The sequence below is a fragment of the Allosphingosinicella sp. genome (genome assembly GCF_036387615.1).
Classification (GTDB): domain Bacteria; phylum Pseudomonadota; class Alphaproteobacteria; order Sphingomonadales; family Sphingomonadaceae; genus Allosphingosinicella.
Genome location: NZ_DASVTH010000047.1, coordinates 1 through 25068, shown reverse-complemented (window position 1 = coordinate 25068; position 25068 = coordinate 1). Strand labels below are relative to the sequence as shown.

At 66.0% G+C, this 25068-nt stretch carries 24 protein-coding genes; 14 read left to right on the top strand and 10 right to left on the bottom strand.

Going from position 1 to position 25068, the window contains the following annotated elements:
- From VF631_RS10455 to katG, 4 genes are all read left to right on the top strand, one after another.
- Window positions 1-421: PspA/IM30 family protein (locus VF631_RS10455; RefSeq protein ID WP_431850242.1), on the top strand; the 421-nt coding region annotated here is incomplete at its 5' end.
- A 26-nt stretch (window positions 422-447) separates the two neighbouring features.
- Window positions 448-792 (top strand): PspC domain-containing protein, encoded by a 345-nt coding sequence (locus VF631_RS10450; RefSeq protein WP_431850241.1) that lies wholly within the window; start codon window positions 448-450, stop codon window positions 790-792.
- A 33-nt stretch (window positions 793-825) separates the two neighbouring features.
- Window positions 826-1059, top strand: a complete 234-nt coding sequence (locus VF631_RS10445) for a hypothetical protein (protein ID WP_431850240.1) — start codon at window positions 826-828, stop codon at window positions 1057-1059.
- A gap of 125 nt (window positions 1060-1184) precedes the next feature.
- Window positions 1185-3419 (top strand): catalase/peroxidase HPI, encoded by a 2235-nt coding sequence (gene katG, locus VF631_RS10440; RefSeq protein ID WP_431850239.1) that lies wholly within the window; start codon window positions 1185-1187, stop codon window positions 3417-3419.
- A gap of 164 nt (window positions 3420-3583) precedes the next feature.
- Here the strand turns inward: katG and VF631_RS10435 are convergent, their stop codons facing one another.
- Window positions 3584-4078 carry a SixA phosphatase family protein gene (locus tag VF631_RS10435; protein ID WP_431850238.1) on the bottom strand — a complete coding sequence of 165 codons (495 nt, stop codon included), beginning with the start codon at window positions 4076-4078 and terminating at the stop codon, window positions 3584-3586.
- A 156-nt stretch (window positions 4079-4234) separates the two neighbouring features.
- Between VF631_RS10435 and VF631_RS10430 the strand changes: the two genes are divergently transcribed.
- From VF631_RS10430 to VF631_RS10415, 4 genes are read left to right on the top strand one after another with little or no spacing between them, the layout of a single operon-like run.
- Window positions 4235-5506, top strand: coding sequence for a 3-methyl-2-oxobutanoate dehydrogenase (2-methylpropanoyl-transferring) subunit alpha (locus VF631_RS10430; protein WP_431850237.1), 1272 nt, complete (start codon window positions 4235-4237; stop codon window positions 5504-5506).
- Window positions 5507-5511: 5 nt separating this feature from the next.
- Window positions 5512-6516 (top strand): alpha-ketoacid dehydrogenase subunit beta, encoded by a 1005-nt coding sequence (locus tag VF631_RS10425; protein WP_431850243.1) that lies wholly within the window; start codon window positions 5512-5514, stop codon window positions 6514-6516.
- The gene (locus tag VF631_RS10420) at window positions 6516-7892 is read left to right on the top strand and encodes a dihydrolipoamide acetyltransferase family protein (protein WP_431850236.1); all 1377 of its coding nucleotides are present in this window, start codon (window positions 6516-6518) and stop codon (window positions 7890-7892) included. The genes VF631_RS10425 and VF631_RS10420 overlap by 1 nt, the downstream gene beginning before the upstream one ends.
- Window positions 7893-7947: 55 nt before the next feature.
- Window positions 7948-8088 (top strand): hypothetical protein, encoded by a 141-nt coding sequence (locus tag VF631_RS10415; RefSeq protein WP_431850235.1) that lies wholly within the window; start codon window positions 7948-7950, stop codon window positions 8086-8088.
- Here VF631_RS10415 and VF631_RS10410 read toward each other — a convergent pair.
- Both VF631_RS10410 and VF631_RS10405 read right to left on the bottom strand, forming a co-directional pair.
- On the bottom strand, window positions 8085-8972 hold the full coding sequence (locus tag VF631_RS10410; RefSeq protein WP_431850234.1) for a hypothetical protein: 888 nt from the start codon (window positions 8970-8972) through the stop codon (window positions 8085-8087). The two genes, VF631_RS10415 and VF631_RS10410, sit on opposite strands and share 4 nt — an antisense overlap.
- Window positions 8969-10075, bottom strand: a complete 1107-nt coding sequence (locus tag VF631_RS10405; RefSeq protein ID WP_431850233.1) for a DUF3616 domain-containing protein — start codon at window positions 10073-10075, stop codon at window positions 8969-8971. Before VF631_RS10405 ends, VF631_RS10410 begins: the two co-directional genes overlap by 4 nt.
- Window positions 10076-10166: 91 nt before the next feature.
- Between VF631_RS10405 and VF631_RS10400 the strand changes: the two genes are divergently transcribed.
- Together VF631_RS10400 and mazF are read left to right on the top strand one after the other, a co-directional pair.
- Entirely contained in the window at window positions 10167-10412 is a 246-nt protein-coding gene (locus VF631_RS10400; protein WP_431850232.1) for an AbrB/MazE/SpoVT family DNA-binding domain-containing protein, read from the top strand.
- A complete protein-coding gene (mazF, locus tag VF631_RS10395) occupies window positions 10409-10741 on the top strand; it encodes an endoribonuclease MazF (RefSeq protein WP_431850231.1) in 333 nt (110 codons plus the stop codon). Before VF631_RS10400 ends, mazF begins: the two co-directional genes overlap by 4 nt.
- Here the strand turns inward: mazF and VF631_RS10390 are convergent.
- The 4 genes from VF631_RS10390 to VF631_RS10375 form a co-directional block, all read right to left on the bottom strand.
- Window positions 10710-11438, bottom strand: a complete 729-nt coding sequence (locus tag VF631_RS10390) for a hypothetical protein (RefSeq protein WP_431850230.1) — start codon at window positions 11436-11438, stop codon at window positions 10710-10712. The two genes, mazF and VF631_RS10390, sit on opposite strands and share 32 nt — an antisense overlap.
- Window positions 11416-13932, bottom strand: a complete 2517-nt coding sequence (gyrB, locus tag VF631_RS10385; protein ID WP_431850229.1) for a DNA topoisomerase (ATP-hydrolyzing) subunit B — start codon at window positions 13930-13932, stop codon at window positions 11416-11418. The genes VF631_RS10390 and gyrB overlap by 23 nt, the downstream gene beginning before the upstream one ends.
- 111 nt (window positions 13933-14043) lie before the next feature.
- Window positions 14044-15864, bottom strand: coding sequence for a M56 family metallopeptidase (locus tag VF631_RS10380; RefSeq protein WP_431850228.1), 1821 nt, complete (start codon window positions 15862-15864; stop codon window positions 14044-14046).
- Window positions 15865-15867: 3 nt separating this feature from the next.
- Window positions 15868-16236 (bottom strand): BlaI/MecI/CopY family transcriptional regulator, encoded by a 369-nt coding sequence (locus VF631_RS10375; RefSeq protein WP_431850227.1) that lies wholly within the window; start codon window positions 16234-16236, stop codon window positions 15868-15870.
- A gap of 152 nt (window positions 16237-16388) precedes the next feature.
- Between VF631_RS10375 and VF631_RS10370 the strand changes: the two genes are divergently transcribed.
- Window positions 16389-16682, top strand: a complete 294-nt coding sequence (locus VF631_RS10370; protein ID WP_431850226.1) for a hypothetical protein — start codon at window positions 16389-16391, stop codon at window positions 16680-16682.
- Window positions 16683-16778: 96 nt separating this feature from the next.
- Here VF631_RS10370 and VF631_RS10365 read toward each other — a convergent pair whose 3' ends face one another.
- Complete coding sequence (locus VF631_RS10365; RefSeq protein WP_431850225.1) at window positions 16779-18509, bottom strand: hypothetical protein; 1731 nt, start codon at window positions 18507-18509, stop codon at window positions 16779-16781.
- Window positions 18510-18668: 159 nt separating this feature from the next.
- Here VF631_RS10365 and uvrA point away from each other — a divergent pair, with 159 nt between their 5' ends.
- Window positions 18669-21662: an excinuclease ABC subunit UvrA gene (uvrA, locus tag VF631_RS10360; protein ID WP_431850224.1), complete on the top strand. Its 2994-nt coding sequence runs from the start codon at window positions 18669-18671 to the stop codon at window positions 21660-21662.
- Window positions 21663-22362: 700 nt separating this feature from the next.
- Complete coding sequence (locus tag VF631_RS10355; RefSeq protein ID WP_431850223.1) at window positions 22363-23463, top strand: ComEC/Rec2 family competence protein; 1101 nt, start codon at window positions 22363-22365, stop codon at window positions 23461-23463.
- Window positions 23464-23528: 65 nt separating this feature from the next.
- Here VF631_RS10355 and VF631_RS10350 read toward each other — a convergent pair whose 3' ends face one another.
- A complete protein-coding gene (locus VF631_RS10350) occupies window positions 23529-23708 on the bottom strand; it encodes a hypothetical protein (protein WP_431850222.1) in 180 nt (59 codons plus the stop codon).
- Between the two features lie 119 nt (window positions 23709-23827).
- Window positions 23828-24211, bottom strand: coding sequence for a hypothetical protein (locus tag VF631_RS10345; protein WP_431850221.1), 384 nt, complete (start codon window positions 24209-24211; stop codon window positions 23828-23830).
- 70 nt (window positions 24212-24281) lie between these two features.
- On the opposite strand from VF631_RS10345, the gene VF631_RS10340 reads away from it, so the two are divergent.
- Window positions 24282-24713: a DUF3597 domain-containing protein gene (locus VF631_RS10340; protein ID WP_431850220.1), complete on the top strand. Its 432-nt coding sequence runs from the start codon at window positions 24282-24284 to the stop codon at window positions 24711-24713.
- Window positions 24714-25068: the final 355 nt, after the last annotated feature.

Genomic DNA, 25068 nt, shown 5'->3' with positions numbered 1-25068 from the left:
CGAGGACCTCGCCAAGGCGGCTTTGATGGAAAAGCGCAAGGCGGCCGACATGGCCGACGGGCTTCGCGTCGAGATCCAGGTGCTGGACGATGCGCTGAAAGCCTCGGAGGCCGACATCGCCAAGCTGCAGGGCAAGCTCAGAGAAGCGCGCTCGCGCCAGTCCGCGGTTCAGACCCGGCTGGAAGTCGCCCACAACCGCACCCGGGCGCGCGAAATGTATGCCGGCTCCAAGGTCGACGACGCGTTCAGCCGCTTCGACATTCTCGACCGCCGCGCCGATTATGCCGAAGGCCATGCCGATGCGCTGAGCCTCGGCGCTCCCCCCAAGACGCTCGAAGAGGAGATCGCCGAACTGCGCGCCTCCGAAGCCGTCGACGAGGAACTGGAAGCGCTGAAGGCCAGCCTCCGCGCGGCCGCTTGAAACAACAGGACAGGGAGGACAGGACAATGAAGAAACGTTTCTATCTCGACCGCCAGAACAAGAAGCTGTTCGGCGTCAGCGCGGGGATCGCGGATTATACCGGCGTCGATGCGACGATCGTCCGGGTGGCGCTCGTGCTGCTGACCCTCGCGGGCGGATTTCCGTGGACGATCATCGCCTATTTCATCGCCGCAGCCATGGCGAAGCCGCGCCCGCTGGCCGACTATCGGGGCGGTCCCGTCGGCTCGCTCGGCTCCACGTACGAGTATCGCGCCGAAACCCGCGAGATCGATCGTCGCCTCGCCGAAGTCGACACCTATGTCGCCGGCGCCAACAGCAGCCTGGCCAGGGAGATCGAGGAGCTGCGCTGACCAAAGCGCGGCTCCAGATCAGGAGAAATCGCCATGACCGAACCTATGACCATGGTCACCCTCGCCAGCTTCGCCCTGACCGGGCTCGGGATCGCCCTCTTCGCCGGCCTCAAGGGCTGGCAGGGGTGGCTGGACCTGAAACGGCTCGAACTCGCCGGGCACAAGGGCGCGGAGCTACGCTCCCCAGCCATGGAGCGGATCGAGATCGCCGACCTCAAAGAGCGTATCCGCAAGCTGGAAGCCATCGCGTCCTGCGTCGACTTGTGAGCCGTCCAGGCAAGCCACCCCTCCCGCTCAGGAGTTAACTTTTCGGGATTGCGCTCCGCCGGAATATCTAGTTTTGCCCTCCTCACGCCCCACCTAAGGGTGGCGAGATTCCGAGGAGTAGCAAGATGGACATGGTCACCAGCGAGAGCCCGATCAACGACCCGAAGAAGCAGCCGGCGGCCCTGCGCACCCTGCTCGGGCGGACCAACCGCGACTGGTGGCCCGAGCAGCTGACGCTGGAACTGCTCCGCCCCAACGGGCCGCAGGACCCGATGGGCGATGACTTCAAATATCGCGAGGCGTTCAAGACGCTCGACTATCAGGCGCTGAAGGCGGACCTTACCGCGCTGATGACCGACAGCCAGCCCTGGTGGCCGGCGGATTACGGGCATTACGGGCCGTTCTTCATCCGGATGGCCTGGCACGCCGCCGGCACCTATCGCAGCGGCGACGGCCGCGGCGGCTCCTCCTCCGGCCAGCAGCGCTTCGCTCCGCTCAATAGCTGGCCGGACAACGGCAATCTCGACAAGGCGCGGCGCCTGCTTTGGCCGATCAAGAAGAAATATGGCAGCGCGCTGAGCTGGGCCGACCTGTTCATCCTGACCGGCAATGTCGCGATCGAGTCGATGGGCGGCCCGACTTTCGGCTTCGGCGGCGGCCGCGAGGACGTGTTCGAGCCCGAGCATGTCTATTGGGGCACTGAGGAGGAGTGGCTCGGCCAGACCCGCATCGACGAGGAAGCGGGCCTTGCGCTCGAGAACCCGCTCGCCGCGATCCAGCACGGCCTCATCTACGTCAATCCCGAAGGTCCCGGCGGCAAGCCCGACCCGATCGGCTCCGGCCGCGACATGCTCGAGACCTTCTCGCGCATGGGCATGACCGCCGAGGAAACCGCGGCGCTGACCGCCGGCGGCCACACCTTCGGCAAGGCGCATGGCGCGGGCTGCCCGTCCAAGGTCGGCCGCGAGCCGGAAGCCGCCGACATCGCCCAGATGGGCCTCGGCTGGACGTCCAGCCACGAGAGCGGGATGGGCGATCACACCATCACCTCGGGCCTGGAAGGCGCGTGGACACCGACCCCGATCACCTGGGACGACACCTATTTCCGGATGCTGATGGACTATGATTATGAGCTGGTGAAGAGCCCGGCCGGCTCCTGGCAGTGGCAGCCCAAGAACCAGAAGCCGGAGGACTTGGCGCCGGCCGCGCACAATTCGAGCCGCCGCGTGCCGACGATGATGTCGACCGCTGATATGGCTCTCAAGGAGCATCCGGAGTTCCGCCCGATTTCCGAGAAGTTCCGGGCCGATCCTCAAGCCTTCGCCGATGCCTGGGCACGCGCCTGGTTCAAGCTGACCCACCGCGACATGGGGCCGAAATCGCGCTATCTCGGTCCGGAAGTGCCGGCGGAGGACCTGCTCTGGCAGGATCCGATCCCGGCGCGCGACGGTCCGCTGATCGATGCTGGCGACATCGCCGCGCTGAAGCAGAAGATCCTGGCTTCCGGCCTGACCACGGACGTGCTGGTACAAACCGCCTGGGCTTCCGCCTCCACCTTCCGCGGCTCGGACAAGCGCGGCGGCGCCAATGGCGGCCGCATCCGCCTCGAGCCGCAGCGCAACTGGGACGTAAACGAGCCCGAGCAGCTCGCTCGAGTGCTCGCAGTTTATGAGGGCATCAAAGCCGACTTCGACGGTTCGTCCGGCGGCAAGAAGGTCAGCATCGCCGACCTGATTGTGCTCGGCGGATCGGCCGCGGTCGGCGAGGCGGCGCGGGCCGCCGGCTTCGACATCGCGGTTCCGTTCACCCCCGGCCGCACCGATGCTTCGCAGGAGCAGACCGATGTCGAGGGCTTCGCGGTGCTGGAGCCCAAGGCCGACGGCTTCCGCAACTATCTCAGCACCCGGCACAACGTGCCGACGGAGGAGCTGCTGGTCGATCGCGCCCAGTTGCTGGGCCTCAGCGCGCCGGAAATGACGGTGTTGGTCGGCGGCCTCCGCGTGCTTGGCGCCAACCACAGCAAGGCCAAGCAGCACGGTGTGTTCACCGACCGGCCGGGGCAGCTCACCAACGACTTCTTCGTGAACCTGCTCGACATGGCCACGGCGTGGAAGCAGGTCAGCGAGGAAAGCGACCAGGAATATGTCGGCTCCGACCGTCACACCGGCGAGCAGCGCTGGACTGCGTCGCGTACCGACCTGGTGTTCGGCTCCAACTCGCAGCTGCGCGCGATCGCCGAAGTCTATGCGTGCGATGACGCGCGCGAGAAGTTCGTGAACGACTTCGTCGCCGCCTGGACCAAGGTCATGAACGCCGACCGCTTCGACGTCGGCCTCGGCGAGAACGAGTCGATCGGCTGAAAAAATCCCTCTCCCCTTGCGGGAGAGGGATCAAGGGAGAGGGGTGCGGCTGAGGCGGCTCGATGCCGCTGAAGACGCAAGGCGCACGATCCGGCATCGAGCCGGACCGTTCGCACCCCTCTCTCCAATCTCTCTCCCACAAGGGGAGAGAGGCTTATGATGGCTTAGTTCACGACCCGCATTACTGTCACCGTCCGGCGCGGGCCGGAGACGTGGTAGATCGTGCCATATTCCGTCTCGGCGATCGGGGTGGGGCGCGCGCCGCCGAGCGCCGCGACGATCTCCGGGACCGTGTTGCTGTGGCCGACGATCAGTGCGGGGTTCGGGTCCTTCTGGAGGTCCGCGACCAGCCCGGCTGTATCGCGCGGATCGTAGATTTGCGGCTCGAGCTGCAGCCGCGCCGCGATCGGAGCCGCGGTTTCGCGGGCCCGCCTGGTGTTCGTCACGTAGATGATCGCGGGCGCTCGCGCCCCGAAGCGGCCGGCCAGCAGCTGCGCCTGGCGTTGCCCTTCGGCAGTCAGTCCCGGATCGGCGGAGCCTTCCGCCTTGTGGAGGTGGCGCATCACGTAGAAGTCCGGCCCCGGCTGTTGCGGCACGTGGAGCATGCAGGCGGCGGTCAGCCCGGCAAGGGCAAGGCCGAGAAGGGTGCGGGCGGGCATGGGCAGGCTCCTGACGATCGGGAACGCGATCCGTTGCGCATCGGGGTGCGCGGCGCAAGGTCTCGACAAAGCCGGGCGGTTGCGGCACGGGCTTCCGATAATCAACCCGGCGGGCGAGGGGGCGGGCCGCTCCCCGGGAGAAGGACAGGGTCAAGAATGCTGCAACCGACTGAGCGCCCCAATCGACCGGCGCTCGAACTGCATGTCCCGGAGCCCCACGCGCGGCCTGGCGACGAGATCGACTTCAGCCACATCGCCATTCCGCCCGCCGGAGCCATGTCCCGCCCGGACGTCAACGTCGATCCCGCCGATATCCGCGACCATGCCTATGGCCTGATCCGCGTGCTCGACGAAGCGGGTAGCGCGGTCGGCCCCTGGGACCCGCGGCTGGACGCCGAGACACTGCGCCGCATCCTGCGCGACATGATGATGGTCCGCGCTTACGACGAGCGCATGTTCCGCGCCCAGCGGCAGGGCAAGACCAGCTTCTACATGAAGGCGACGGGCGAGGAGGCGATCGCGGTCGCCGGCACCCACGCGCTCGACCGCGAGGACATGTGCTTCCCGACTTATCGCCAGCAGGGCATCCTGGTCGCGCGCGATTACCCGCTCGTGACGATGATGTGCCAGGTCTATTCGAACAAGGGCGACCCGCTCAAAGGCCGCCAGCTGCCGATCATGTATTCCTCGAAGGAGCATGGCTTCTTCACCATCTCCGGCAACCTCGCGACGCAATTCCCGCAGGCGGTCGGCTGGGCGATGGGCTCGGCGATCCGCGGCGACAGCCGCATCGCATCGGCCTATATCGGCGACGGATCGACCGCGGAGGGCGACTTCCACAGCGCCTGCACCTTCGCCGGCGTCTACCGCGCGCCCGTCATCCTCAACATCGTCAACAATCAGTGGGCGATCTCGACCTTCTCCGGCATCGCCGGCGGGAATCTGACGACGTTCGCAGCCAAGGGGCTCGGCTACGGCATCCCGGCGCTGCGCGTCGACGGCAATGACGCCCTTGCGGTCTACGCGGTCACGCGCTGGGCGGCGGATCGGGCGCGCTCCAACCTGGGCCCGACCCTGATCGAGTTCTTCACTTACCGCGTGGAGGGCCATTCCACCTCGGACGATCCGACCGCGTACCGTCCGAAAGGCGCGGGCGAGGCGTGGCCGCTCGGCGATCCGGTGAAGCGGCTGAAGCAGCACCTGCTCGCGCTCGGCGAATGGGACGAGGAGCGTCACCAGGCGCAGTTCGACCAGCTCGCCGCCGAAGTTCTCGCCGCGCAGAAGGAGGCCGAGCGGCTCGGCACGCTCCAGTCCGATCCCTACGCGGAAATCCCGACCATGTTCGAGGACGTATTCGCCGAACTGCCCTGGCACCTTCGCGAGCAGCAGGCGCAGGCTCTGGCCGAGGCGAAGGCGAAGCGCGCATGAGCGTGATGAACATGATCCAGGCGCTCAACAGCGCCCATCGCGTGATGATGGAGCGCGACCCGACTTGCGTCGTGCTGGGTGAGGATGTCGGCTATTTCGGCGGCGTCTTCCGCGTCACCGAAGGCCTTCAAAAGGAATTCGGCAAGCAGCGCTCGTTCGACGCTCCGATCAGCGAGAACGGCATCATGGCGGTCGCGATCGGCATGGCGGCCTATGGCTTGAAGCCGATAGCCGAGATCCAGTTCGCCGACTACATCTATCCCGGCTTCGATCAGATCGTTTCGGAAGCCGCCAAGATCCGTTACCGCTCGGCCGGCGGATGGGGTCTCTCGATGGTGGTCCGCTCGCCCTATGGCGGCGGCATCTTCGGCGGCCAGACGCACAGCCAGTCCCCCGAGGCCCTGTTCGCGCATGTCGCCGGCATCAAGACGGTTATCCCGTCCAATCCTTACGACGCCAAGGGTTTGCTGATCGCCGCGATCGAGGATCCGGACCCGGTCGTGTTCTTCGAGCCCAAACGCATCTACAACGGCCCGTTCGACGGCTATTACGAGCGTCCGGTGACGCCCTGGGCGAAGCATCCGGCCGCTGAGGTGCCGGACGGCCATTACACGGTGCCGCTCGGCAAGGCCGCGGTGGCGCGGGCAGGGGAGGCGGTCACGATCCTCGCCTACGGGACGATGGTCCATGTCGCGATCGCGACCGCCGAGGCGGAGGGGATCGATGCCGAGGTGATCGATCTTCGCACCATAGTCCCCGTCGACATCGAGACGATCGAGGAATCGGTCAAGAAGACCGGCCGCTGCGTCGTGCTGCACGAGGCGACCCGGACCGCCGGCTTCGGCGCGGAGCTTTCCGCGCTCGTGCAGGAGCGCTGCTTCTACCATCTCGAGGCGCCGGTGCAGCGCGTCACCGGCTACGACACGCCTTACCCGCACTCGATGGAATGGGTCTATTTCCCGGGCCCGGTGCGGCTCGGCCTCGCGCTCAGGAAAGCTTTGGAGGATTGATGGCGCGCTACGAATTCAAGCTGCCCGACATCGGCGAAGGCATTGCCGAGGCCGAGATCGTGGCATGGCACGTCAAGGTGGGCGACGAGGTCAAGGAAGACCAGCAGCTTGCCGATATGATGACCGATAAGGCGACGGTGGAGATGGAATCGCCGGTCGCCGGTCGGGTGGTCGAAGTAGCCGGCGAAGTCGGCGACCAGATCGCGATCGGTTCGGTGCTGGTCGTGTTCGAGACTGAGGCGGGGGCAGGGACGTCCGCGCCCACGTCGCAGCAGGAGGGCACCGAGACCACGGACCAGGGCGAGCGCACCGACACGGTCACGCTCGGGGATGGTCTGGTCGCGCCCACGCAGGCGCAGGAACAGGCGATCCCGTCCGCCCAGATCGAACAACCCTCCCAAGCCGTTCGGCCTGAGCCTGTCGAAGGCCGCTCCTCGTCTTCGGGTGCCGGGCAAGAAGGAAGTGGCGGCCTTCGACAAGCTCAGGCCGAACGGAGCGGGGATGAAGCACAAGGGCAAGCAAAGCAGGTTCTTGCATCACCCGCAGTGCGCCAGCGCGCGCGCGATCTCGGCGTCGACCTTGCGGCGGTGAAAACCACCGCCGACCGAGTCCGCCATTCCGATCTCGACGCTTACCTGCTCTACAATGGCGGCTCCGTCGCCCGCACCGGCTCGGCGCCGCGCCAGGACGAGATCGTCAAGGTCGTCGGCCTGCGCCGGAAGATCGCCGAGAATATGCAGGAGGCCAAGCGCCGCATCCCGCATTTCACGCTGGTCGAGGAGTTCGACGTCACCGCGCTCGAACAGACCCGCGCGATGATGAACGCGGATCGCGGCGGCAACCCCAAGCTTACCATGCTGCCGTTCCTGATCACCGCCATGTGCCGCGTGCTGCCGGAATATCCGCAGCTCAACACGCGCTATGACGATGACGAGAATGTCCTGTATCGCTCGGGCGCGGTCCACATGGGCGTCGCCACGCAGACGCCGAACGGCCTGATGGTCCCCGTCATCCGCAACGCCCAGGATCGCAGCGTCTGGGAGATCGCCAGGGAGATCCTGCGCCTCGCGGAGGGCGCCAGATCGGGCAAGGCCGCGCGCGAGGAGCTGAGCGGTTCCACCATCACCCTGTCGAGCCTCGGCCCGATGGGCGGGATCACCTCGACGCCGGTCATCAACCGCCCCGAAGTTGCGATCATCGCCGTCAACAAGGTCGAGGAGAAGCCGGTCGTGATCGACGGCGATCTCGAGATCCGCAAGCGGATGAACCTGTCGCTGTCCTGCGATCACCGGGTCGTCGACGGCTGGGACGCGGCCAACTTCCTCCAGGCGATGAAGCGCGTGATCGAAAGCCCGCTCAAGCTGTTGTCGATGTAAGGCAACCGTTCGCCGGTTCCGGCCGTTTGCTGCTCGAATTTTCAGGAGCCAGCATATGACCGATCACAAGAAGAAGGGCGATTTCGACCAGTGGCAGAAGGAAGACAAAGGCGGCAACCAGAAGGCCCACGACAAGGGCGAGAGCAACAGCCGCACCGGCCACAAGCAGAATAGCGGCGGCGGCGGGCGGGATTAGCCGCCGGTTACGGTCCCCAGTAGCTGGACCTGGCCGTTCGGCAGCATGCGGCGGACACGCAGGCGCGTGGGCGCGCCGCGCGCATAATCTGTGACCTCCAGCACGTAGAGCGCACCGCCCGACGCAACCACTCCGGTCGGCGCCCAAGGTGCTTCCGCCCCGATCGGTGCCGAGCGGCGACCGCGTGCATCAACTCGGACGATGCGCCGGTTGGCCTGCTCGGCGACATAGAGCGCACCCGCGCGATCGACCGCGATGCCGTAATTCTCAGGTGCGAACCCGACCGCGGCGGTGACGAGGCGGTCGCCGGCGCGTAGCCGCTGGACGATTCCTCGGTGACGAAAGAAGAAGCTGCCGTCCGGGCCGAATGCCGCGCCGCCGATGTTCGAAAGCAGCACGGGCGGCTCGGCGTCCCTCGCGGCCGCGCGATCGGAGAGCAACTGCGGCGCCCCGCCAGGGCACAAACGGTGAAGCAGCAGCGCCCGTACCCGCGTTTCGCCGACGAGATAGCTGCAACCGAACCGATCTCGCAACACGCCCGCACCGAAAGTCGGGCTGCCCGTCGGACCGTACGTATAGGAAAAGCGCCCGTCCGGAGCGATCATCCACAGCCCCGCCCGGTAGCGCGCCGTGGCGGGATCGTAGAAGCTGTCCTCGCCCCACAGATGCCCGCCCGAGTCCAGGAACAGCTCATGCACATGCGCGCCGACCGACCGTCGGACGACGAGGGGCTGCTTGCCTGGCGCGATCGCCCAGATACGCTCGAGATCGCTGAAGAAGACGCGCCCGTCCGGTGCGACCGCGATTCCGCGCGGCGGGTGGGCGAAAGCGCCCGCCGCGAACGTCAGCCAGCACGCGGCGAGCAGGTGAAGGGCGAACTTCATCCGGGCAGGTCGAACAGGTCGGCGAGGATCGTGCCGGCATCGGCATCGCAGCGGGACTTGGCGGGGCTGTCGTAGATGACCAGGATCTGGCGGGCCTGCTCGCCATCGCCGTTCCACAGCGCCAGCCCTTCAGGATGGTCCTTGCCGCGCCCGAACGGGATCTCCACGATCCGCTCCGGACGATGCAGCCGCACCTTGCGCGCGTCCTGCGGCGGGTCCTGCACCCAGCCGCGCCAGCGATAGATCGCGCATGGGCCCGACAGGCCAGTCGTGGGTCCGGCGAGGATAAGGAGATCGTCGCCGCAGCGCTTCAGGTCGCGAATGCCGAGCCCCTCCATGGCGAGCAGCCGCTTTACCGGCTCGTCGTCCAGGTGCAGCCGCTCCGGATGCTTGTGTCCGTCGCGGACATGCACTTCGACCAGCACCGCGTGGGTTGCGATCACCGGGCCGCGCAGGCCGAGAGCAATCCTGTCGCCGCAGGCCGCCAGGCCCTCGATGTCGAGCCCGCCTTCCTTGGACGGAATACGCGTGAACGGCTTGATCAGCGGATCGTCGGCCAGCGCCTCGGCGAGCGCATTGCCGTGCTTGGTCTGCTTCAGCATCGACGCGCGGCGCGTCCCATCCTCGCGTACCGGCCGCAGCGCGCCGTCGCCATCATCGACCAGCGGCAGCTTCGCCAGCAGGCAACGCGAGCGCGTCTCCTTGAGGTTGGCGAGCAGGTCGAGATCGATGCACTCGTCCTCGAACTTCTCGGGCTTGTGCCGCGTGCGGGCGTGCGAGCCCAGCACCCACAGCCAGCCTTCGTCCGCCGCCAGCCCTTCCAGATCCGCCTCGCCCTCGGGATCGTCGAGCTCCAGCAGCTCGGCCAGGTTGAAGCGCCGGTGATTGCCCCAGCGCCCGTCCGCCACCTCGGTCAGCCGATCGACGCACCCATATTCGTCCGACGCCAGGAACAGGCTCCGCCCGATCCGCGACCCGGCCGAGAAATTCTTGATCGTATTGCGCTCGCCAAGGGCGGTGCCGAATTCGAGCGTGATCTGCCCGGCGACGGGGGAGGGGGCGGGCCAGCCGCGAGCCGTCTGTGAGTTCGTTGGATCTGTCATACGCTTTTGTGCGCCCGCCCCGCCCCAACGGCAAGCGCTTGCGGAGCGACTTGCACGGGCGTATCTACGTTGTCGCTACAGGAGTATGTCGATGAACGTCCATGTCCGCAAATGGGGGAACAGCGCGGCGGTCCGCATCCCTGCCCAAACTCTTGCTGCAGCCGGAATCAAGACTGATGATCGGGTGAAGGTGAGCGAAGAGGACGGCCGGATCGTGATCGAAAAGGCTGAGCCTGGCGAGCCGATCACGCTCGAATGGCTGCTCCAGGGAATGACGCAAGATCACCTCCACGAGGAGATCGATTTCGGCCCGCCGGTTGGAAAAGAATTTAGGTGACGAAGCGCTGGGTTCCGGAAGCGGGCGATATCATCTGGATCGAGTTCGACCCACAGGCCGGACACGAGCAGGCCGGACACAGACCCGCGCTTGTGCTCTCGCCGGCCGAATATAACGGCTTGACGGGCCTGCTCCTCTGCGTTCCGATGACGACACGCACGAAAGGCTACAAGTTCGAGGTCGCCGTTGCGGGCAAGCGCGGTGGCGTGGCGCTTGCTGACCAAGTCAAATCCTTCGACTGGGGCGCCCGACGCGCGAGCAAGAAGGGACGGGCCAGCGATGCGGAACTGGAGGCGATCAGGGCAAGAGTAAGGGCGCTGGTCGGCTAGATCGGGCCTCAGGGTCGATGCAGGTTTCTGGCTCTTCGTTTTCCAGGCGCCATTCCGGCTGGCTCTCGACCAGATAGTAGGTCCGGCGTGCTGCCTCGTTATACTCGCCTGCGATCGCGGTGAACTCCACGCAATCGCTGCCGCGCCAATTGAGCGCTTTCGGATAGGTGAGCACGCGAGGGCTGACGGTCCGGATCTTGCGGAGCATGGGATGGACCGCCCAGACCGCCACGCCTTCGCCGCAGGTCTCGTGCGCTTCGCTGTAGACGGCGACGGCGAAGTGCCGGTTGTCGGGTGAGAAGGTCGGCGCATCGCCCGTGCACTCGTGAACGGATTCGGTGTCCGCGACGTAATAGTCGCTGCCTTCATAATAGCCGACGGATATGCCGAACATGCGCCCCTGCAGGAAAGCGCGGTCGAGATGGAAGATGGCGCAATCGTCGGCTTCCGCGCACTTAGTCTCGTAATCCAACTCGCCACCCCGTGAGGCGACTTTCAGGACCTTGCCGCTACGCGAAACCAGACGAGGATAGCGCTCCAGCAGCGCTCGCTCGCTCGCCGGCGGCAGTAGCGCCGATGGCTCCACGAGCGGAGACTCCATCGGCGCGGACGTGGGTGTCGAACAAGCGACGAGACCGAGAACGGTGCCGGCAAGCCCCGCGCCGTTGGCGATTCTAGACGTCCAAGTTCGCCACATTCAGCGCGTTTTCCTGGATGAAGTCGCGCCGTGGCTCCACCACGTCTCCCATCAGGCGCGTGAATATCTCGTCCGCCACATCGGCCTGTGTGATCTCCACCCGGAGAAGCGAGCGGTTGTTCGGGTCCAGCGTGGTTTCCCACAGCTGCTCGGCGTTCATCTCGCCAAGGCCCTTGTAACGCTGGACGGCTAGGCCCTTCCGGCCGGCGGCGAGGATCGCCTCGAGAAGCTCGGTCGGGCGCCGGACGAGCACGCCCTTGCCGGGCTCCGGGGCTCGGTCGGCGGGCGGCAGGCCCTCGACATTCTCGTGCGGCGTGTCGCTTTCGCCCTCCTCCTCGGCAGCGGCGGCTGTCGACTTGGACGAGACGAGCCGCGACTGGGTGCCGTAGGTGGCGGACTGCTCGGCCGTGAGGCTGTGCAGCTTGCGCGCCTCGGCCGAGACCAGGAACTTGGCGTCGACGACATGCCAGTCGGTGACGCCGCGCCACAGCCGCTTCAGCACGTAATTGCCCTCGCCCGATGCCTCGCCGGTCCAGGTCGCCTCGGCATCGCCCGCCTGCAGCCACGCGGCCGCGCGCGCGACGGCGGGGCCGCGCTGCTCCGGCGTCAGCTCCGGATCGAGAGCGGCGGTGAGCGCCAGCGCTTCGATAATGGCGGGATCGTAGCGCTTGGGAATGTAGCGCATCAGGCTGCGCACCCGCCGGGCATGATCCGCAAGCTCGTGCAGGTCGCGTCCGGTGCGCGGGCCTTCTTCTGTCTCGAGCCGCATCGAACCGATGCCGGCATTGACCAGATACTGGTCGAGCGCGCCGTCATCCTTGAGATAGACTTCCGAGCGCCCCTTGGCGACTTTGTAGAGCGGCGGCTGCGCGATGTAGAGGTGTCCCCGCTCGATCAGCTCCGGCATCTGCCGGTAGAAGAAGGTGAGCAAAAGCGTCCGGATATGCGCGCCGTCGACGTCGGCGTCCGTCATGATCACGACCTTGTGGTACCTGAGCTTGTCGGCGTTGAAATCGTCGCGTCCGATCCCGGTGCCCATCGCCTGGATGAGGGTGCCGACCTCCTTGGAGCCGAGCATGCGATCGAAGCGCGCGCGCTCGACGTTGAGGATCTTGCCCTTCAAGGGAAGGATCGCCTGGACCTCGCGGTTGCGGCCCTGCTTGGCGGAGCCGCCGGCCGAGTCACCCTCGACCAGGAACAGTTCGCACTTGGCGGGATCGCGCTCCTGGCAGTCGGCGAGCTTGCCGGGCAGCGAGGCGATGTCCATCACGCCCTTGCGCCGGGTGAGCTCGCGCGCCCGCTTCGCGGCCTCGCGCGCGGCGGCCGCGTCGATCACCTTCTGTATGACGGTGCGGGCGTGCGCCGGATTCTCCTCCAGCCACTCTGCGAGCTTGTCGGCGATCAGGCTTTCCAGCGGCTGGCGCACCTCCGAGCTGACGAGCTTGTCCTTGGTCTGCGAGCTGAACTTGGGGTCCGGCAGCTTGACCGAGACGATCGCCGTCAGGCCCTCGCGCATGTCGTCGCCGGTGAGGCTCACCTTCTCCTTCTTGAGCACCCCCGACTTGTCGGCATAATTGTTGAGCGTGCGGGTCAGCGCGGCGCGGAACGCCGCGAGGTGGGTGCCACCATCGCGCTGCGGGATGTTGTTGGTGAAGCAGAGGACCTGCTCGTAATAGCTGTCGTTCCACTCGAGCGCGACGTCGATGCCGATTTCGTCACGCTGGCCGTGGACGGACACCGGCTCGGGGATCAGCGCCGTCTTGGCGCGGTCGAGATAGCGCACGAAGGCGGCGATCCCGCCCTCGTAGAACAGTTCGACGGATTTCTCCTCCTCGTGCCGCGCATCGGTCAGCACCAGGCGCACGCCGGAATTGAGGAAAGCGAGCTCGCGGAAGCGGTGCTCGAGCCTGTCGAAGTCGAACTCGACGATCTTGAACGTGGCGGGGGAGGGCAGGAACGTCACCCGCGTGCCCTTGCGGCCCTCGGGCGCGGGTCCGACCACCTTGAGCGGCGCCACGGCATCGCCATGCCGAAAGCGCATGTAATTCTCCTCGCCGTCGCGCCAGATGGTGAGATCGAGCCACTCGCTGAGCGCATTCACCACCGACACGCCCACGCCGTGCAGGCCACCCGACACCTTGTAGGCGTTGTCGTCCGACGTGTTCTCGAACTTTCCGCCGGCGTGGAGCTGGGTCATGATCACTTCGGCGGCCGACACGCCCTCCTCGGCATGGATGCCGGTCGGGATGCCGCGGCCATTATCCTCGACCGAGACCGAGCCGTCGGGGTTCAAGATGATCTGGATGAGGTCGCAATGGCCGGCCAGCGCCTCGTCGATCGCATTGTCCGAAACCTCGAACACCATGTGGTGCAGGCCCGAGCCGTCGTCAGTGTCGCCGATATACATACCGGGCCGTTTGCGCACCGCATCCAGGCCTTTCAGGACCTTGATGGAATCCGCGCCGTAAGCATTTTCTGAAGGGGATGTCGCCATAGGCAGGATATAGGAAGGGGAGGGGCCAAAGGCGAGGAAAATGGCCTCTCGACGGCAGTGTTGCGGGGGTGAAGCCGAATCCCCTCTCCCCGCCGGGGAGAGGGCTTGTCGTCAATCCCCGCCGCGCCGCATCCGCGCCGCCGAAGCGCGCATCTTTTCGGCGCCGGCGACCATTTTCTTCGCGCCCGCCCGCAGCTTGGGGATGGCGTCGATCAGCTCGTCGTGCGTGACCGTGCGGCCCTCGGCGCGGGCGCGGGCGATCTGGCGTTCGCGGTAAGCGGGATTGCGAAGCTTGTCCGCCTCCTGCTCCATCGTCCGTGCGCCGCGGACCATGCTGTCGGCGCCGCGCTCCATGCCGTCCGCCCCTTTGGCCATGCCGCGATGATGCGCCTGCCGTGCCTCGCGCCGGACCTCGACGATGCGCTCGCGGGACATCGCGTCGGCCTCCGCGCGCGCTTCGGCACGTGCATGCGCTGCTTCGCGGTGGGCCTCGCGGCGTGCCTCCTTCATCTCCCGCTCGTACTCGGCCCGATCCTCGGCCGACCAGCGGTGGGGGTGCGCCGCGCTGAGCGCGATCGAGGCGGGGAGCGAGACGGAGGCGAGCTGCGGCATCCGTACCTTGATCGGCGGCACGTTCACCCGCACCCGCGGCGCAAACACGTTCATCGCCGGCACATTCACCCGCACGCCGTCCACATCGACGTTGATTGCGGGAACGTGCACCCGGGTCTCCGGCACGTCGACGTCGATCGCGGGCACTTCCACCACCTGCTCGGACGCAGCTGCCGGAGGCGCGGGCGGAGTGGGGGTCGCGCGCGCCAGCGGAGCCGGTGGCGCAGGCTGGGCAGCAAGGGCCGCAAGTACCACCGGTGGCCTCGGCGCAGCGGCCGGGGCGGGAGCGACGGGCGCCTCTGGGGCCTGCGGAGCTTCCGAAAGCTCAACCAGTTCCGCCACCGCCGGCACCAGCTCGATGGCGGCGAGCGGGGCCGCGAAGCCGGCGCAGCCGAGCATCGCCGCCACCGTCCAGAACGAGCCGGACTTGCGCATGCCGCGGCCTTCCAGGATTGCGAGGACGCGCCGCCTCAGCCCGTTCGCCCGCGGCGCCATGCTGTTGGCGGGCACCATCGCGGTGCGCGAATGCCGCGCGCAGCTGACCAGGGTCTGGGCATATTGCGCCGGTTCGACTTGGGCGAGCGCTGCCAGGTCGGCTGCTTCCTCAGCCTGCTGAACGACTTCCCGCTCCAGCAGCCAGACCAGCGGATTGAACCAGAACAGCGCCACCGATACGCGCGTCATCATCAGGGCCGGCCAGTCGCGCCGCACGACGTGCGCCACTTCATGGGCCAGGATCGCGTCGGCATCTTCCGGACGATCGAGCGTGTCGCGATCGATGAGAATGGCGGGCCGCAGCCAGCCCCAGCTGAGCGGCGCATCGGCTTCGTCCGACACGAGCAGGCGGATGCCCGCACCCCCGCGCTCGCCCGCCTGCGCCCGCTCCATCGCGCGGACCCAGGCCGGATCGGTCACGGGCGAAGCCGCACGCGTCCAGCGGCGCAGCGTGAGAAGGCCCGCTCCGATCCGCAATCCGACCATCAGCAGGCCGCCAAGGTAGAGGATCGCGATCAGGCTCGACGGATCGTCCCAGATCGTGGTCGGCACCGGCTGCAAAGCGGCGATCTCCATCGCCGCGCTCTCAGCGCCGACATAGGCTTCCATCGGCAACGCCGCGACCGGCTCGGCGGCGGTCTCGATCTGCAGCGCGGGCAGGAACAGCGCGATCACCGGCAGCATCAGCACCAGGCCGACGCCGAGCCGCAGCACCGCCGCGCGGTCCGCCGGGCTTCGCGAGCGCAGCAGGGCGGCCAGCGCGAGCGCGGCCGCGATGATCGCCGCGGATTTCCAGGACATTTCCCACAGGAATGCGAAGCTCATGACTCAACGCTCCTTTGCACGATCGATTGCCCGTTGAAGCTCGTCCAGCTCCTCGGGGCCAAGCTTTTTCGACAAACCCAACAATGCCGTCGCCGCACTGGCGGCCGAGCCGTCGAAAAAGGTGCGGACCAGGTTGTGCAGCGCCGATTCGCGCACGGCCGCGGGCTGCGGCACCGGCTTGTAAATGTAGGTCTGCTCCTCGGCGCGGTGGCTGAGCAGGCCCTTGGCCTCCAGCCGGCCGAGCATGGTGCGGACCGCCGAATGGCTCGGCGCATCGTTCATCGCCCGCCGCACCTCGGCCGCACTGGCTTCGCCCAGGCGAAGCAGAATCTCGAAAATTTCGCGCTCGCGCCGTGGAAGCGAATCGATCATGCCACCTCACCTGCTACAATCCGTAGCATGCCACATTTGTAGCGGGAGGCAAGCGGAAAAGTTTCGTCTCCGCATCTTTCCCGCCGGCGCGGATTTCGGAACCGTGACGAGCATCGCTCATTGTGCTCCCGACCCAACAAAAGGAGTAGACAATGAAGCGCATCCTGACCGCCGCATTCGCGGCCGCCACCCTGTCGCTTGCAGCTTGCGGCGGCGACGGCGACGACGCCCTCGGAGATCGCGCCGAGGAGGCCGCGGACAACAAGGCCGAAACGCTCGACGCCGCGGCAGAGAACGCCAGCGGCGCGCAAGCCGACGCGCTCGAGGATCAGGCGGAAGCAACCCGCGACGCCGGCGACGCCAAGGAAGAGGCGATCGACAACACCGATGTCGACACCGACGACCTGACGGAGGGCCAGAAGAACGCGATCGTCAACGCGCAGTAAGTCTAGGCGCGCCGCCGCTGGATAAAGCCGATCTGAACTCCGCTCCTCCGTTAAGAGGAGCGGGGTTTGCGTTCCAAGCTCTCATGGTCCCGGAATTCACGGCGCGACCGGTGGACCGGGCACCTTCTCCTTCTCGTCACGGCTCAGCACCCCGCTCGACACGCGCGCATCGGCGCCGGGCTTGAACTCGCCGAGTTTGCGGACCTCGATCTTGTCAGGTCCGGCGCCGTCGGTCAGCACGAGCCCCCCGCTGCCAAACAGAAGGCCGCTGCGCCCGCCCTTCGCGCGCGGCACGCGATGCTCCCGGCTGTGCACCACCGTCTCGCCGAACAATGTCTCCTGCGTCACCAGGATCTCGCTGTCGCTGAGGCTCTTCAGCTTGAACCGGTATCCGAGTGGCTTGCCGAAGTTGCCGGCCTGACGCTCGACGGGCGGCGCGCCGCTATTGCTGCTGGTCTCTGCGCTGTAGCGCAGCCCGGTTACTTCGAAAGCCGGCTGCTGCCCCTTAAGCAGGGTGTAGGCGCCACCCTGATCGGGCAGGCAGGTGGCGGTCCATTTGCCTTCATCCTCGACCGGCACGCACCAGACCAGCCGAAAGTCGTCGGCGCTCGGGGTGCCCGCGCGCGGGAAGCTCGGCATCGGCACGCCCCTCATGGTCAGCACCCGCTGCATCGACATCGGAATGCCGTAAAGCGTCGTGCCCTTCGGCAGCGAGCGGCTGCTGAGCAGGGTGCGGATCGTCGTCTCCTGGGTGAGCACGCCCATATAGCCGTGCGCGAACCCCGCCTCGAGCAGCACGTCGCCGACGCCGCGCTCGCCCTCGTGCACCCTCGGGACGCCAGTCGTCATCAGCACCGGCTGTTCGAACTTCTGCTGGATCGCTAGCACATTCTGCTGGGTGGTGAGGTGTCCGGCCAGTTCCTTCACCGCGCCCATATCGATCCGGTAAAGCCGGCCGGGCGTGCGCAGCCCGACCAGTTGCACGGCCGCGGCGTGCTTCGGCCCGACCGCGATCACCAACTCCCCAAGCCGGGCGGCCACGCCGCCCTTTGGCACCGCAGCCGGCCGCATCGCGTCGCCATCGCCGATCGGGTCTGCGGCGACACAGGGGGCGCCGGTTCGCATCAGCATCAGCCGCTCCATCATCGCTCGAATCTTCGCGGGATCGGTGTTGCGGTCCGCCCGCATCTCGATGAGTTCTTCCATGTCGATCTGGGGTCGCTTGGTGCTAAAGCTGTAGCGCGGCCGGTCATGATCCTTGTCGCAGTTGCGGTATTCGGCGGCGAAGCGCGGCAGCGCCTCCGCGGGGGCGGGCCGGTAGGCGATCGGCTTGGGTAGCGGTTCCGCCCTGCTCAGGATCGAGAGCTGTTCGACGCTCCCGCCCGCCTCGGCAAGTCCGACCGATAGCGTCTCGAAGCGGCCGTCCACGTCCGCATCCTGAAGGCAGACGATCTTGCCCGCCCGTTCCGCTTTGCCGGCCGTGCAGTAAAAGCGCTCCTTGCCCTCGGCCGGCAGCTCCTCCACGCTGTCGAAGCCGGAGCCGCGCACTGCCAGTAGCAGCGGCTTGCCCGCGCCCTGGCCGACATCCTCGTCGGCGAGCACGCCCGCTACCGGGCGCAGCGCCACCGATGCGATCAGATTATCCTTCGGCCGATCGCCCTTCGCCCAGATCGGATCGCTTTTCTGAGCGATGTCGATCGGCTCCATCACCAACGGCAAATTCACAGCGCGCAAGTCCTGCACAGTGGTTTCCGGCGGCGCCTTCTGGTCCGCCTGCGCCGCGCCTGAGGCGACCGCCAGGCCGGCCGCCAACACTTTGTTTAACATGCGATTTGTTCCCTAGTCCCGGCCCGAGCTTAGAGTCGAGAGGAGCGCCTGCCAAGAGTTTGGAGGGCTTGCCTCCCAGCGATCCGCGCCCCATGTCGCCGCTCTCGCGTTGACCTTCTCCGCGACCGCCTTTAGCCTCGGAACAAATCTGGAACGCTTATGCTGACTCACTTGTCCGTCCGCGGTGCGCGCGAGCATAATCTCAAGAACGTCGACATCGACATTCCGCGCGAGACGCTGACGGTCATCACCGGCCTGTCGGGCTCGGGCAAGTCGAGCCTGGCGTTCGACACCATCTATGCCGAAGGGCAGCGCCGTTACGTCGAGAGTTTGAGCGCCTATGCGCGCCAGTTCCTCGAGATGATGCAGAAGCCCGATGTCGATCACATCGAGGGGCTCTCGCCGGCCATCTCGATCGAGCAGAAGACCACGTCGAGGAACCCGCGCTCGACAGTCGCGACCGTCACCGAGATCTACGACTACATGCGCCTGCTCTGGGCGCGGGTCGGCGTGCCTTACTCGCCCACCACCGGCCTCCCGATCTCAGCGCAAACCGTCAGCCAGATGGTCGACCGCGTGATGGCGTTGCCCGAAGGCACGCGCCTGTACCTGCTCGCCCCGGTCGTGCGCGGGCGCAAGGGCGAGTATCGCAAGGAACTTGCCGAATGGCAGCGCGCCGGCTTCACCCGCGTCCGCATCGACGGCGCCTTCCACGACATCGAGGACGCGCCCGCGCTCGACAAGAAGTACAAGCACGACATTGAGGTCGTGGTCGACCGCCTGGTCGTCCGCGAGGGCATCGAAACGCGGCTGGCGGACTCGCTGGAACAGGCGCTGAAGCTGGCGGAAGGCCTCGTGTACCTGGACCCGGCAGATCCTCCCCGGGACGGGGAGGGGGACCGCTCGCCGCAGGCGAGTGGTGGAGGGGGCTCGGAGACCCGTCAGGTTCTCGGCGACAATGCACCTCCCGGCCGCATCACCTTCTCTGAAAAGTTCGCCTGCCCCGTCTCCGGCTTCACCATCGCCGAGATCGAGCCTCGGCTCTTCTCCTTCAATGCCCCCCAGGGCGCGTGTCCCGCCTGCGACGGCCTCGGCGAAAAGCTCCTGTTCGATCCCGAGCTCGTCGTCCCCAACGAGAATCTCAGCATCAAGAAGGGCGCGGTCGTGCCCTGGGCCAAGTCCAACCCGCCCAGCCCCTATTATATGCAGGTGCTTGGGTCTCTCGCCCGCGCCTACGACTTCAAGCTCGACACGCCCTGGAACGAGCTCAGCGACGAACAGCGCGACGTCATCCTCCACGGCACCAAGGGCAAGCCGGTCACGCTCACCTTCATCGACGGCCGCAAGAGCTACGACGTCAAGAAGCCGTTCGAAGGCGTGATCGGCAATCTCAACCGCCGCATGCTTCAGACCGAGAGCGCCTGGATGCGCGAGGAGCTCGCCAAGTACCAATCCGCCGCTCCCTGCGAGACGTGCGGCGGCGCGCGCCTCCGCCCCGCGCCGCTCAGCGTCAAGATCGCCGGCGAGGACATCTCCATGTCCTCCCGCCGCTCGGTCCGCCACGCGCTCGACTGGTTCTCTACATTGGAGCCCAAGCTCTCGCCCCAGCACCAGGAAATCGCCCGCGCCATCCTCAAGGAGATCAACGAGCGGCTCGGCTTCCTCAACAATGTCGGCCTCGATTACCTCAACCTCGATCGCACCTCCGGCACCCTCTCCGGCGGCGAGTCTCAGCGCATCCGCCTCGCCAGCCAGATCGGCTCCGGCCTGTCCGGCGTCCTCTACGTCCTCGACGAGCCCTCGATCGGTCTCCACCAGCGCGACAATGATCGCCTGCTCGTCACCCTCAAGCGGCTGCGCGATCTCGGCAACACCGTGCTCGTCGTCGAGCATGACGAGGACGCGATCCGCACCGCGGACTACGTCATCGACATGGGTCCGGGCGCCGGCGTCCATGGCGGCGAAGTCGTCGCGCACGGCCTGCTCGAAGACGTGCTCAAGAACGAGAACAGCCTCACCGCCGACTATCTCACCGGCCGCCGCTCCGTCCCGCTCCCGGCCAAGCGCCGCAAGGGGAACGGCAAGAAGCTCACCGTGAAAGGCGCCCGCGCCAACAACCTCCACGACGTCACCGCGTCGATCCCGCTCGGCACCTTCACCTGCATCACCGGCGTGTCCGGCTCCGGCAAGTCGAGCTTCACCATCGACACCCTCTATCGCGGCGCCGCCCGCGCGCTCAACGGCGCCCGCGTCACCTGCGGCCCGTGCGAAGGCATTACCGGCCTCGAATATCTCGATAAGGTGATCGATATCGATCAATCCCCGATCGGCCGCACCCCGCGCTCCAACCCCGCCACCTATACCGGCGCCTTTACCCAGATCCGCGACTGGTTCGCCGGCCTCCCCGAAAGCCAGGCGCGCGGCTACAAGCCCGGCCGCTTCTCGTTCAACGTCAAGGGCGGCCGCTGCGAGGCGTGCAGCGGCGACGGCCTCCTCAAGATCGAGATGCACTTCCTCCCCGACGTCTACGTCACCTGCGACGTCTGCCACGGCGCCCGCTACAATCGCGAGACGCTGGAGGTGAAGCACAAGGGCAAGTCGATCGCCGAGGTGCTCGACATGACGGTCGAGGACGCGGTCGAATTCTTCAAGGCGGTCCCGCCGATCCGCGAGAAGATGGCGATGCTGGCCGAGGTCGGCCTCGGCTACGTCAAGGTCGGCCAGCAGGCGACCACCTTGAGCGGCGGCGAGGCCCAGCGCGTCAAGCTCGCCAAGGAACTCTCCCGCCGCGCCACCGGCCAGACCCTCTACATCCTCGACGAGCCCACCACCGGCCTCCATTTCGAGGACGTCCGCAAGCTGCTGGAGGTCCTCCACGCCCTCGTCGAACAGGGCAACAGCGTGGTCGTGATCGAGCATAATCTCGAGGTGATCAAGACCGCCGACTGGGTGATCGACCTTGGCCCGGAAGGCGGCGACAAGGGCGGCGAGATCGTGGCGGAAGGGACGCCGGAGCAGGTGGCGCGGGAGGCGCGGAGCTATACGGGGCGGTATCTGGCGCCGTTGCTGAAGGGGCATGCGCCGGAGGTGGTGGACGCGCCGAAGCCGAAGGGCAGGCGGGCGGCGGTGCGGGAGCGTGAGGCGGCGGAGTAGATTGTTGACGGTGCAGCAATTGCTGGGGTGAATGCTTTCGTGGAAGGCAGCGTACGCTAGGAAAAGGATACCACAGCTGTGGACATGTCACAAAGGACCAAGGTTGTGGCTCAATACCTCCTTCCAGTGTCGTGCGGATATTTCGTCCTGGCAGTTTTCCTTTTCAAAGGAACAGTTCCTGCCGCTGATGATCTTCTTAAGTATCTAGGAGGAGCTGCCGGCCTGACGCTGGTAGCCTCGTTGGCGCAGGATATCGTGCCACGTTCGTTCAAAGAGGCGCTTGTTTTCGCCAAGATTAAGGATAGGCTACCGGGCCATCGAGCCTTCTCTGATCGCTTCAGAAAGTCAGACCGCTTCCACTCAAGTCGGATTACTAACATAGAGGAACTATCGCGATTGCCGGGCGCTGACCAGCAGCGGTTATTTTATTCTCTTTACCGGTCGCATTCCGCAGATCCTCGGGTTGAGCATTATAGTTTCCGCTATCTAGCTTGGAGGGATTGCTGCTCCACGCTCTTCCTCCTGACAATTGTATCCATTCCGGTGCTAGGCGGATATCCTACATTTACCCAGCTTCTGCCGGCTTCTAAGCTGGCTATGTCCTCGCTCGCTGCGTGTGCCGCAACGGCAATGGCCGCTCGTCAAACGGCAAACGAGCTTGTCGTCTTAGTTCTCGCCGCCGAAACGGAGAAGGGAAGTCATGACGTTCCCAAATAACTTTGTTGAAATCGACTTCTTAGCCGTTGAGAGTGGGAAGAGCGGCGATGCAATCACCATTCGCTCGGCCGTGAACGGGAGTCAAGTTATCACAGTAGTAGATGGCGGCTTCACCGACATGGGAGAGACAATCGTAAAGCACTTGCAGGACAACTATGATGATCCGGCTTATATTCACAACGTCGTACTTACTCATCCTGATGGTGATCACGCTAAAGGTCTGAAGTTTGTTCTGGAAAACGTCCTCGTTGCTCATCTATGGATGAACCGACCTTGGCTTTACGTGAGTGAACTGCTTCCCAAGTTCAAGAACTGCACCAGTGCAGACTGGCTACGAAATAAGTTACGTTCGGAGTATTCCAACGTCGCAGACTTGGAGGATATCGCGAATGAGAGGAGAATTCCAATCATGGAAGCATTTCCGGGTACCTCGATCGGTCACTTCACCGTGCTCGCGCCTTCAAAACAGCGTTACCTTGATCTAATTGTAAGCTCTGATCGAACACCGGAGCCAGCCGCGGCTTCGGCATATGACTTTATGAAAGCTCTGTCGTCTCTGACCGAAACAATAGCCAGGGCAGCGATTAATCTAGTCAAGGCCGCATGGGGAGTGGAGACGTTCTCAGCCTCCGATACGAGCAGTGAGAACGATATGAGCCTCGTGCAGTACGCCGACTTCGGGGGAGTTAAGTTCCTGTTGACCGGAGACGCGGGACGGGGAACGCTTTCGGAGGCTGCAGACTACGCGACTTACTTGGGCGTGATCCTTCCAGGCATCGATCGCTTCCAAGTTCCGCACCATGGCTCTCGACGTAATGTGTCCACAGAAGTCTTGGATAGGTGGTTGGGAACTCGGTTGAGCTCACCCGTGCCCGCCGGGTCCGAGACTTTCCAGGCTTTCATCAGCTCCGCCGCTGCCGATCCCGATCACCCCCGCAAAGCCGTCGAACGCGCCATCCACCATAGGGGCGGTAAAGTTTACGCTACGGAGGGGGCGAGCATACGCACTGGGTGGAATGCGCCAGAGCGTGCAGGTTGGACCTCCGCAACCTCTCGCCCCTACCCAGAAGAGCAGGAGCAGTAACAAGAGTTTGAGGTCCTCGCACGGATTTGGCGGTGGTTTCAGACTGCGCAAATACTATGCTCAACTCACCCCCGCACCACCCCCCGAAAGAACGCCTCCGCCTTCGCCCGCGCCTGTGCGCTTGGCCTGACCGGGCCGGTCTCGAACAGGTCCCGCGCCGCCTCGAACTCCTCCGCCAAGAAGGCGGCAATTGCGGGCGGAAGCGGATCCGTTCCAAGCTCGCGCGTCTGGGCCTTGCGCGCCATCAGCGCACCGGCAAGCGCCGCGGTTGCGCCGGCGGATCGCACTCGGCCAGGAAGGTCGGAAGTGCATCCGCGGCACGGCCTCCTAACGGTGCAGCCGCAGCGCGGCTCGAGCTGGCCCGCTACACTGCGCGCTGCACCGCCTCCGCCGTATCCGCCGGGTTGGTGTTGAACGCGAACCTGGCCTGCGGGGCGGCTTCGCGGACCGCGTTGACCAAGGCCTCGAACAGCAGGGCATGAGGCGGCAGCGTGCGCAGGCCCGCGCCGATCAGCACCCCGTCGTAGCGCTCGGCGGCGAGCCGCTCGCGCAGCACCTGCTCGGCCGTGTCGCCATCGTCGATCCACAGTATCTCCGCCTGGTAGCCGAGCCCGTTCAGCCTGGCGCCGTCGCCCTCCAGCCCGGCCCGGATCTTCTCCGCCGTGATCCCCGCGCCCGCCAGCGCCGGCGCGGAGAAATCGACGAACGCGGGATCGAGCCCGATCACCAGCACCTTCTTGCCTGCCATCGCCATCTCCTGTCGCGGCAACCTTCTCCGCCCCCGCTCATTAACCTCGATCATCATCGGGAGTGAACCAATGAGTATCTTCGGCAAGATCAAGGACGCCATTTTCGGCAAGGCCAAGGCGAAGCCTGCACCCCAGCCGACCCAGACCGCCCAGCGCCCGGCCCAGCCGCAAGCGCAGGGGCAGCAGCCTTCGGCCATGCCGCAAATGACGCCCGCCGCCGGCGCGCCCGCCGCCCAGCAGCAGCCGGTCGATGTCGACGAGGTCCTGGCGGATCTCGCCACCGACAAGGGCGGGGACTTCAACTACAAGAGCTCGATCGTCGATCTGATGAAGCTGCTCGATCTCGATTCCAGCCTCGCCAACCGCAAGGAGCTGGCCGAAGAGCTCGGCTATACCGGCGCAAGGGACGGAAGCGCGGAAATGAACATCTGGCTTCACAAGGCCGTGATGAAGAAGCTCGAAGCCAATGGCGGCAAGGTCTCCGCCGATCTGAGGGATTAAAGCATGTGCCGGGGCGCCGGCTCGTCCGGCGCCCCACCAAGCCGACTCTGAATGACGATGCCCCGTACGGCAATTTGCTTCGCTTGGTTCGTGCAGGTTTGCGCCCAAATGGATGGAGAAGGGGCTTTTCGGCCGCCATTCTTCATGATCCAATCCCTTGCGAGTCCCGTCGGGCTCGACTGGGGAGGCGCTCATGCGAAAGCTAATATCCGTTTCCGCCGCCTTGGTGCTCGGCGCCGCCGCCGCCGCTGCGGCGCTCGCGGCGGTCGTCCAGGGCGGTTGCGGAACCGGCGCCAACACGGGCATCTGCATCGGCACGATGCGCGTGCCCGCCAAGAAGGCGGCGCTTTTCCAA